This window comes from uncultured Cyclobacterium sp. (assembly GCF_963976465.1).
Classification (GTDB): Bacteria; Bacteroidota; Bacteroidia; order Cytophagales; family Cyclobacteriaceae; genus Cyclobacterium.
On record NZ_CAXBOC010000211.1, the window covers coordinates 1 to 8,595 of the forward strand.

6 protein-coding genes are annotated in these 8,595 nt (G+C 40.6%); all 6 read right to left on the reverse strand.

Annotated features, from left to right (window positions below):
- Window positions 1-406 precede the first annotated feature (406 nt).
- The gene (locus AAC037_RS12885; protein WP_339903376.1) at window positions 407-1,888 is read right to left on the reverse strand and encodes a Do family serine endopeptidase; all 1,482 of its coding nucleotides are present in this window, start codon (window positions 1,886-1,888) and stop codon (window positions 407-409) included.
- Between the two features lie 522 nt (window positions 1,889-2,410).
- Entirely contained in the window at window positions 2,411-4,969 is a 2,559-nt protein-coding gene (locus AAC037_RS12890; protein ID WP_339903377.1) for a sodium/solute symporter, read from the reverse strand.
- A 29-nt stretch (window positions 4,970-4,998) separates the two neighbouring features.
- The gene (locus AAC037_RS12895) at window positions 4,999-5,985 is read right to left on the reverse strand and encodes a Gfo/Idh/MocA family oxidoreductase (RefSeq protein WP_339903378.1); all 987 of its coding nucleotides are present in this window, start codon (window positions 5,983-5,985) and stop codon (window positions 4,999-5,001) included.
- Between the two features lie 20 nt (window positions 5,986-6,005).
- Complete coding sequence (locus AAC037_RS12900) at window positions 6,006-6,875, reverse strand: SMP-30/gluconolactonase/LRE family protein (protein ID WP_339903379.1); 870 nt, start codon at window positions 6,873-6,875, stop codon at window positions 6,006-6,008.
- 5 nt (window positions 6,876-6,880) lie between these two features.
- Entirely contained in the window at window positions 6,881-8,368 is a 1,488-nt protein-coding gene (locus AAC037_RS12905; protein ID WP_339903380.1) for a M81 family metallopeptidase, read from the reverse strand.
- Window positions 8,358-8,595 (reverse strand): RidA family protein (locus AAC037_RS12910; RefSeq protein ID WP_339903381.1); only part of this gene is annotated, 238 nt, incomplete at its 5' end. The genes AAC037_RS12905 and AAC037_RS12910, both read right to left, overlap by 11 nt.

Consider the following 8,595-nt stretch of genomic DNA (forward strand, 5'->3'; position numbering starts at 1 on the left):
ACCCTTCCGATGTAAATCGGAATGCTCTGAACCAACTGAGCTAAACTCCCAATATCTTATTTCTTATTCTGAAGTCACTTTTAACTTCAAACTTTCCATTTAGACAAATTTAAACCGCGTGAACAAGGTACTCGATAAGCAATTGACAGCGGTAAATTCCCCGATTTGGATTGCAAATGTAGGGTTAAATTTTAATGTTGCAAAAATTAAACTGGGTTTTTTCTAATAAAAAATTCAACAAAAATGCTCCGGAATTACAAACCAATAGGAACTTCTCCACCAACTATCTGACTGGCTGATTTTTATCTACGAATATATAAAAAAATTAAACGACCAAAACCACATTAAATAAAAAGGCTACCTATTGGCAGCCTTTTTATTCTTTATTACAATACTTTTTAGGAGGTTATAGGTCCAATTCGTAATAGGAACGTTGACCATTTGGATAAACTCCTAAAATAATTACTTCCTCACCTTCATAGCTCTTAAGTGCTTTGATAACATCCTCGCCACTAAGTATTTTTGTTCTACCTATCTTGGTGATAATAAAACCCTCCTGCACACCTGCTTCTCTCCATGCTTTGTTATCTATGGATGTAATGGTTGCTCCACCTTCCAACTCAAGCCTTTCTTGATAATCTACTTTCAGGTCCTCAAAAACCACCCCTTCAAATTCAGTGATTTTTGGAAGCACTTTAACCACTACTTTAGTGTCGCCTGAAGTGTTCTTAAGTGTAGCAGTCGTTTCCATTTCCTTGCCATCTCTAAGGAATTTAACCACAACCTTATCTCCCGGACGTTTTCTGGCTACTCTTTCCTGTAGAGAGGAAGTAGTATAGGTATCTACACCATCTACTCCTATGATGACGTCTCCACTTTTCAAACCGGCATCTTCACCACCACTGCCTTCTCTTACTTCAACAACATACACTCCTCTGTCAGCCTTGATATCTTCTCCAAGATTCTCTTCAAGGTCTGCACTGACATCTTGTATGGTCACTCCTAACAAACCTCTCTGGACAGCACCAAACTCCAACAGGTCATCCATTACTTTCTTGGCGATGCTACTTGGAACGGCAAAAGAATAACCGCTAAAACCTCCGGTTCTGGAAGCTATTGCTGTGTTAATCCCAACAATTTCCCCATTTAGATTAACCAAGGGACCTCCGGAGTTACCGGGGTTAACCGCAGCATCGGTTTGGATAAAGGATTCTACCTGTAGGTTATTCTCATCCCTTAATATGCCAATATTCCTGGATTTAGCACTTATTATCCCTGCGGTTACCGTTGAATTCAATTCATAAGGATTTCCTACAGCCAGCACCCATTCACCAATCTGTGCTTGGTCTGAATCCCCAAATGGAATATATGGAAGGTTGTTGGCGTCAATTTTTAATAATGCAAGGTCTGTCGTAGGGTCTGCTCCTATTACCCTTGCAGTAAACCTTCGGTTATCTTCCAAAGTAATTTCCACCTTAGTGGCGTTTTCTATTACATGGTTATTGGTGACTATATAACCATCCTCCGAAATCACTGCTCCGGAACCCGAACTTCTTCCTTCTCTGGGTGTAGACTCACCTCTGGGAGATCTAAAACCAAATAATTCTTCCATTGGATCCACTCCCTGCTGACCTCTACTAACCGTAACTGTACTTCTTACATGCACTACAGCCGGCGTAACCTGAGCTGCAGATGCTACGAAATTAATCCCTTCAGGAACCACAAAATTTTCATCATTAAGCCAATTAACCAAACTAGCATTTTGCTTTTCTGTAAAATTCGTAGATGTTTCTTGGTTGGGTTGCAATAACCCAACGCCAAGTACAGCCACCAAGCCTCCAATTAAAGAAGCAAGCACGATCCCAAGGAAAAATTGTTTTCTATTCATTGTATACCTTTCTTTTAATTTACATCAATTAATCCCTAGTATTTTATACTAAAATCACTTCTAAAACGATGCCACTTGTCTTTTAGGTTTAGTATTTAACAGCATTTAACATAAAAACAGAAATTTCTTCCAACTTATTCTATATTAAATAAAGGTAACCAAATAATCCATACATTCATTCAAATCAAAGCAGTTAACCTCTTGTATATTATTAACAGGATGTCAGGTCAAAAGGTTGAACCTTTATACAACCTTTTGACTTTTTTTTCGAAAGAACGCAGTCAAACTTATCACATTGGCAAAAAAACCACAAGAACCTGATAAAAAACATTCCTCGGAATATTAAATGACACCAAAGATGCTTATCAATAACTCACCTAATCTTTTGAATAAAATAATTCAATCCAAAACCATTCCAAATTTTAATTTCAAAAGGACTTAAAAGTACAAAATGACAGTTTTAAACTGTCATTTTGTCAATATTTAAATCCAAGGTGAATTTACTGAAGCCTATCAGCCAAGCTACCTCTTAATTATTGATTTGTAAGTAAGTCCGTTCGGCTGACTTTTGCTATTGGGAAAAATCAAACTGAAAATAAAACCTATTGCGACACAACTCACCACTCCAATGGCTCCATAAAGGTAGCCATTCACCTCCGTAAATCTACTGACCAGAAAAGTGATGCCCGCCCCTGAAAGGGTACCAATCACTACCCCGGTGGAATTGGCTCTTTGACTAAAAATAGCCAGAATAAAAACTCCGGCAAGGCAGCCACCAATCATCCCTAGTAATTTTTGAAAAAAATCAAAAATGAAACCTACCTCAGTAGCAGCTATCCAAATGGCTGTCAAGGTACCAAACACTCCCATGATAACAGTAATTGTTTTAGCTAGTTTTAGGTATTCACCATCCCTAAGCCCCGGCTTAAGGTACCGGTGAATATCTGTAATATAAGCGGTAGCAATGCTATTCATACTACTATCCAATGAAGACATACTGGCGGCAAAAATTCCGGCAATCACCAGACCTGCTATTCCTAAAGGAAGTTCTGCTACAATATAATAGGGCAAAAGTTCCTCAGGATTAGCACTTCCAATTTTTTCCGGATTGGTAAGGTAATAGACGAAAAGCACCGTCCCCAACCCAAAAAACAAAAATATTCCCGGTATGGTGATTAAACCATTGGTCCAAAGGCTTTTGGCTGCCTCTTTTTCATCCTTCACAGTGAGATAGCGCTGAATCACCACCTGATCTGAGGAATAGGGGATTAGATTCAAGAAAAAGAAACCAACAATTGCCACCCAAAACACCAATTGAGTATAATCCCAAGACCAGTCTACGAGCTTGAATTTATCTAATTGCATCCCGACATCAATAACTGTTGAAAAGCCTCCATCTATATTCGCTATTGCAATAAAAATGGAAAGCAGCGCACCTCCAAGCAATACAACCACTTGAATCACATCTGTCCAAATAACAGCTTCCATCCCCCCCAATACGGTGTAGATGGTGCTAAAAACACCCATTATAGCAATGCACAAAAAAATATCCATATTGGTTACCGAGGAAATAGCAATGGCCGGAAGGTAAAGTACCACCCCCATACGGGCCAGTTGAAGTAAAATAAATGTCAAACTCCCCAATAACCTAACCCTAATATCAAACCTCAATTCCAAATATTGATAAGCCGTAGTTATGTTCAATCTTCTAAAAAAAGGCAGATAATATTTTACAATTAATGGTACAATGGCGAGAATCATAAAAGAACCAACTGCCAAACGCCAATTGGTAGCATAAACTATAACTGGAATGGCCATAAAGGTAATCGCACTCAATTGTGTCCCATAAATACTTAAGCCGGCAGCCCACCAAGGTATCCTTTTCCCTGCCAAAAAATACTCAGTTGTGGTGTTTTCTCTTTTGGAAAAGTAAAAGCCTATTCCCAACATACAGGCCAAATATGCCCCCAGAGTTGTCCAGTTAGCCATTCCGAAAGGATTTTGAGTGGCTAAGCCCATGACTTTGGGGGACCTTACCCCGGGAGCTTTCTCACCATTAGGCACTACCCAAAACCCTTTCCAAAAAACTGATGGAGCTGTTACTCGGGAACTACCTTCTGGCATATCTCCCATTTCAACCCATTTTTCAGCATTGGTATTATAGGCAAGCATTTTGTCTAAAAAACCCGGGTGACTGGCAGGATCTGTGTGCATCAATGTTTCTTCATCCAAACCGCCGGCAATTAATATATGATCCCCTCCTAGGCTAAATGCGGGAGAAGGGGCGGCTGCCACTCCTCTCGGTAAGTCATTTAACCTTTCCCAAATGCCTTCGTTGGATTGCTCAGCGGGAATAAACCTGTAGGCATCCTTTAGCAAGGTTCTTCCTAAGCTGCCATCCGTATTATGATGAAGTGTAAAACCACTAAAAATATATAAACCTTCTTTGTGAGCGGCAGCTACAGCTTGTATTCTGGCCTTTCCCGGGAAAACAGGGCCCTCCACCCATTCCATCTCAGCTTTATTTTTGTTTAAATCTAGGCTATAAAATTTAGTTTCTGCCAAACCTGTAGCAGTTTCCTGCCCCCCTAAGACGTAAAAAACACCATTCACAATAGTACCTGCCATGCTTGCCAATGGCACCGGTAACGGGGGATAATCATTTTCAATTACAATTTCTCCGTCTTGGTAAACCAAACTAATCACCAAATTGGTATGTGCTTCAGCATCATTACCACCAATCACCCAAACTTTATTGTTATGGGTTCCAGAAACTGCATAGGCCAGCTTTTGAGGAAGTGTATGCTTTGAAACCTGCCAGCCGGCTTCCATGTCTTCCATAAAATAGATTTCATCATACCAAACTTTTTCTCCGCCTTCCCATGGTCTCTTTTCAGGGAAATTAGCACCTCCACCTACCAAAAGCACTCCATTACTTGTGCCGGCAAACATCCCTGCAAAACCTTCTTTATCCGGGATAGCAGGCAACTCCTTCCATACCACTTCCTTGCCAACCGCTTGAAAAACAAAAAAAATTAAAAATAGGCTGAGGTAAAAGTGTTTCTCTAAAGTTGAATACATTTTATTCTTTTGTTATCTAAATAATGATTTTAATTAAGCTTGATCGCCTTTCCTGAAGAAGCCGATTCAAAAGCTGCAAACACAACTTCCATCACTTTTAAAGTCCGTTTTCCAGAAGCTATTGGCTCTCGGTTTTCTAGTATAGCCTCAGAAAATTCTTTCCACTGATTAACCAAAGCTTCATCCATCCAATCCTTGGATAAAGACCCGGATAGCAGTATATATTTTTGATCTTTTCCTAGGTAGGCACCTTTGGTATTGTCAAGTCTTAGGCTTCCCTCGCTTCCATTGACATCAATACCTATCTCATTTACACCATCTTTAAAACCTGAATAATGCAGAGAAGCCATTTGTCCATTCTTAAACCTTAGTATTATTACTCCTCCATCATCTACCTCATCTCCATGAAAAGCATTGGTCATATGGGCAGAAACACTACTTACTTCAGAGGGCACCAATGCACATAAAGCATCCAATTGATGAATGGCTACGGTAAGCAGATATCCACCACCGGATATTTTTTTTAAATGCCAGTCCTTCCTGTCCCCATGTTTCCAAAATGAAATTGAAGTAGCCTTGACCATGAATATTTCACCAATTTCTCCTGAGGCAATACATTGCTTTGCCGCTACAAACCCGGGGGAAAACTGAGCAACCTGACCAATCATTAATTTTACTCCTGATTGTTCGCATGCATCATTGATGGCTATGCAATCAGCATAAGTGGAGGCCATTGGTTTCTCCAGCAGTACATGCTTCCCTACCCTTGCAGCTTCTATTGCTATTTGAGTATGTAAATGGTGAGGAGTGGCGATCAGCACTGCATCAATTTCATTATTATTTATAATTTTCCGATAATCTGTTTCCCCAGCTAGCTTGTATTTATCTGCTAGTTGGGCCAATGAAGAAGCTTCTCTTCTACAAATTACCTTGAGTTTCAGGGTTGGCAATTGCTGTATGGCCTCAATATGCCTTGAGCTGAAATTTCCTGCACCAATTATTCCAATCCTTATCATTCTTTCCTCAGTTCCTATCCTTATAAAGACATCCCTTCGATGCCAACATGTAACCTACTTAATCTTCCCGGCCCAGGCTCTGCCAAACCACCTGTTACCCAAAGGTATCCATTTGCAAAGCACAAGTTGCTTGTAAGCGGGATTCCTGAATCATAGCTTGCTAGTAATTCACCTGATTCAGAAAGAACCTGAATGGCCTGCATGCCATAATGAGCTACCCAAAGCCTTCCTTCTTTATCCATTGCCAATCCATCCGGAAGATTTCCTGTTTCCCTATTCTTTTCATTAAAAGGGAGAGTGGCCATTACCGTCATATAATTAGGACTGGATTCCGGAAGCTTAAGGTCAATTGTAAGCACACTATTTTTATAACTCTCAGCGACATATAAGAGCGATTTTTCCTTATGGTAAACAATGCCGTTTGGGAAATCTATGCCCCTAGCAACTGCATAAGCTTCCCCATCCCAACCGACAAAATAGACAGCCCCTTTGTGTCTAATAGAATCAGTAAAGAAAAACCCCTTATCTGTATGAACAGCAATGTCATTTGGGCAATGCACCTTCACTCCATTGATGAATTCAGGAGAAACATCTCCCAATTTTTTACCCATGGGATCATAAAGTACAACTCTGGAAGTTAAACTATCACAAAGTAAGTGGTCTCCATTGGCCATAATGGCTTGTCCGTTTGGCCGCTTACCTTTGCCCCACAAAATAGGTTCTCCACCTTCAAACCTGTAAATCCCTTCACCGGCAAGATTTGTATAATAAAGGAAACCATCCTCTCCGAATACCGGCCCTTCCGTATAATAATCCAAGGCCAACATGATTTGGGCTTGAGTAGATTCCGGCTTAGGTAGTGTTTGGTGAAAATGGTTTGCTTCTGTCATCTTACTTAAATTTTATCCAATGGAAAAAGAGGTTTCCTTCTGTGATTATAGGTTAAACTTGCCATGTCTGCACGGGTAACACCAGGGGTATTGGCCCTGATTATCGCATTGCATACAGGCTGGTAAGCAGCCAATGGTGCATTTACCCCTTTGGCTACCAACACATCGTAAGTGGTAGGATCAATATCAAAATGGATCAATTGCTGTAAACTGAATGGCACTATCCGTAAGGAGGTCAGCATAATGGTATTGCCGGCCTTGCTGGTTACAATTGCAGTTTCTCCCATATTGAAATTAACCTGCCCCCCATGTCGAGGTTCTTTTTCGGTAAACTTCCCATCGACGATCCGCTCCAACTTTACATCCATAAGCATGGTTTTGCCATGTAAATTGTCCGATTTTGCTCCAATTTTCACAGGAATATAGCCCTCAGGGTTTTTGGCTTTTATTTCAGCCACAGCTTCTGGATCATAAATACACATAAAACCTTTTACTCCGGGACAGGATTCCAATACCTCTAGTAAAAAGGTACTGTCTGCAGGTGAACCTCCACCTACATTGTCTCCCATATCCAATATTAGCAAGGGCTTTTCTGCCTTACTGATATGCTCAGGCAGTTCATCCAATCCTATCTTCTTGCCCGAAAAATCTTCGTGATTTTTTAGCAAATAATCATTGAGAATTGCTGCATTTTTGTCAGCAAGTTTTTTATCATTATTGGTAATCACAATAAAACTGGTACCCATTTCCGGCACATCCGCATAAGGAAATCCCAAAACAACATTTGTGGACAAGACCTCCGGATCATCCATAATATTCCTTGCCAAGGCAAACAATGGTTTGCAAGGATCTGAACCTGTATGTTGCATTTCGATACTAATGGCTACGTTGGTTTGTAAAAGAACCATTTCCGGTTTCACCTCACCCTTAAGGGTGTCTACCATAATTTTAGCAGCTGATCTTCCGGCATCCCTTTGATCCACATGGGGATTGGTTTTATAAGCCACAAGTGCATCTAAGGCCTCCACCATCTTAGGACTTAGGTTGCAATGGGGATCAATCGTCCCTATAACTGGAAGATCAGGTCCCATCATCTCCCGAACCATTGTTAACCAATGCCCATCAAAATCCAAATAAGTCCTACTGACAGCAGCACCATGGGGCACTACCATCAGTCCCTCCAAAGGAAGGCATTCCTTCAAAGTCCGTTGTAACTCATTAAGCAGACGTACTGCGGTTTCCTTGGCAATAATCCCTCCGGGAGTGGCTTCTGCATAGAAAATAGGAACAAGCTCAATGTCTTCCTCAGCACTCAAGACTTCTACTATTCCGCCAATCTCGTGGTAAGCAGGACCATATTCGGCTATGATATCTTGGCCGTATAGCATATGTCCATTCTCAAAGTCTTCCCAAGATGTTTCTTGATCTAAAAAAGTATTGGACTCATGATAGACACCTATAATTCCTATGCGCTTTTTTGAATTATCTTGCATGTGCCAATAAATCTACTTCAAACTTCAGCAGGGTACCTAAACAACCGATTAAGGTTGTCCTTGCAGGATAAGGTTCTTGGAAATAATCTTTATAAATGACATTAAATGCTGCCAAATCTTCTTGATTGGCAACATAATTCCTCACCTGAACCACATCACTAAAGTCCAAACCTGCTGCCGCCAAAATCTTCCTGGCGTTTTCGAAAGACCTTCTCACTTCTCCTTCA

Excerpts from the sequence above, each read along its gene's own strand:
- AAC037_RS12885 (WP_339903376.1), bottom strand. The coding sequence starts at position 1,888 with ATGAATAGAAAACAATTTTTCCTTGGGATCGTGCTTGCTTCTTTAATT.
- AAC037_RS12890 (WP_339903377.1), bottom strand. The coding sequence starts at position 4,969 with ATGTATTCAACTTTAGAGAAACACTTTTACCTCAGCCTATTTTTAATT.
- AAC037_RS12895 (WP_339903378.1), bottom strand. The coding sequence starts at position 5,985 with ATGATAAGGATTGGAATAATTGGTGCAGGAAATTTCAGCTCAAGGCAT.
- AAC037_RS12900 (WP_339903379.1), bottom strand. The coding sequence starts at position 6,875 with ATGACAGAAGCAAACCATTTTCACCAAACACTACCTAAGCCGGAATCT.
- AAC037_RS12905 (WP_339903380.1), bottom strand. The coding sequence starts at position 8,368 with ATGCAAGATAATTCAAAAAAGCGCATAGGAATTATAGGTGTCTATCAT.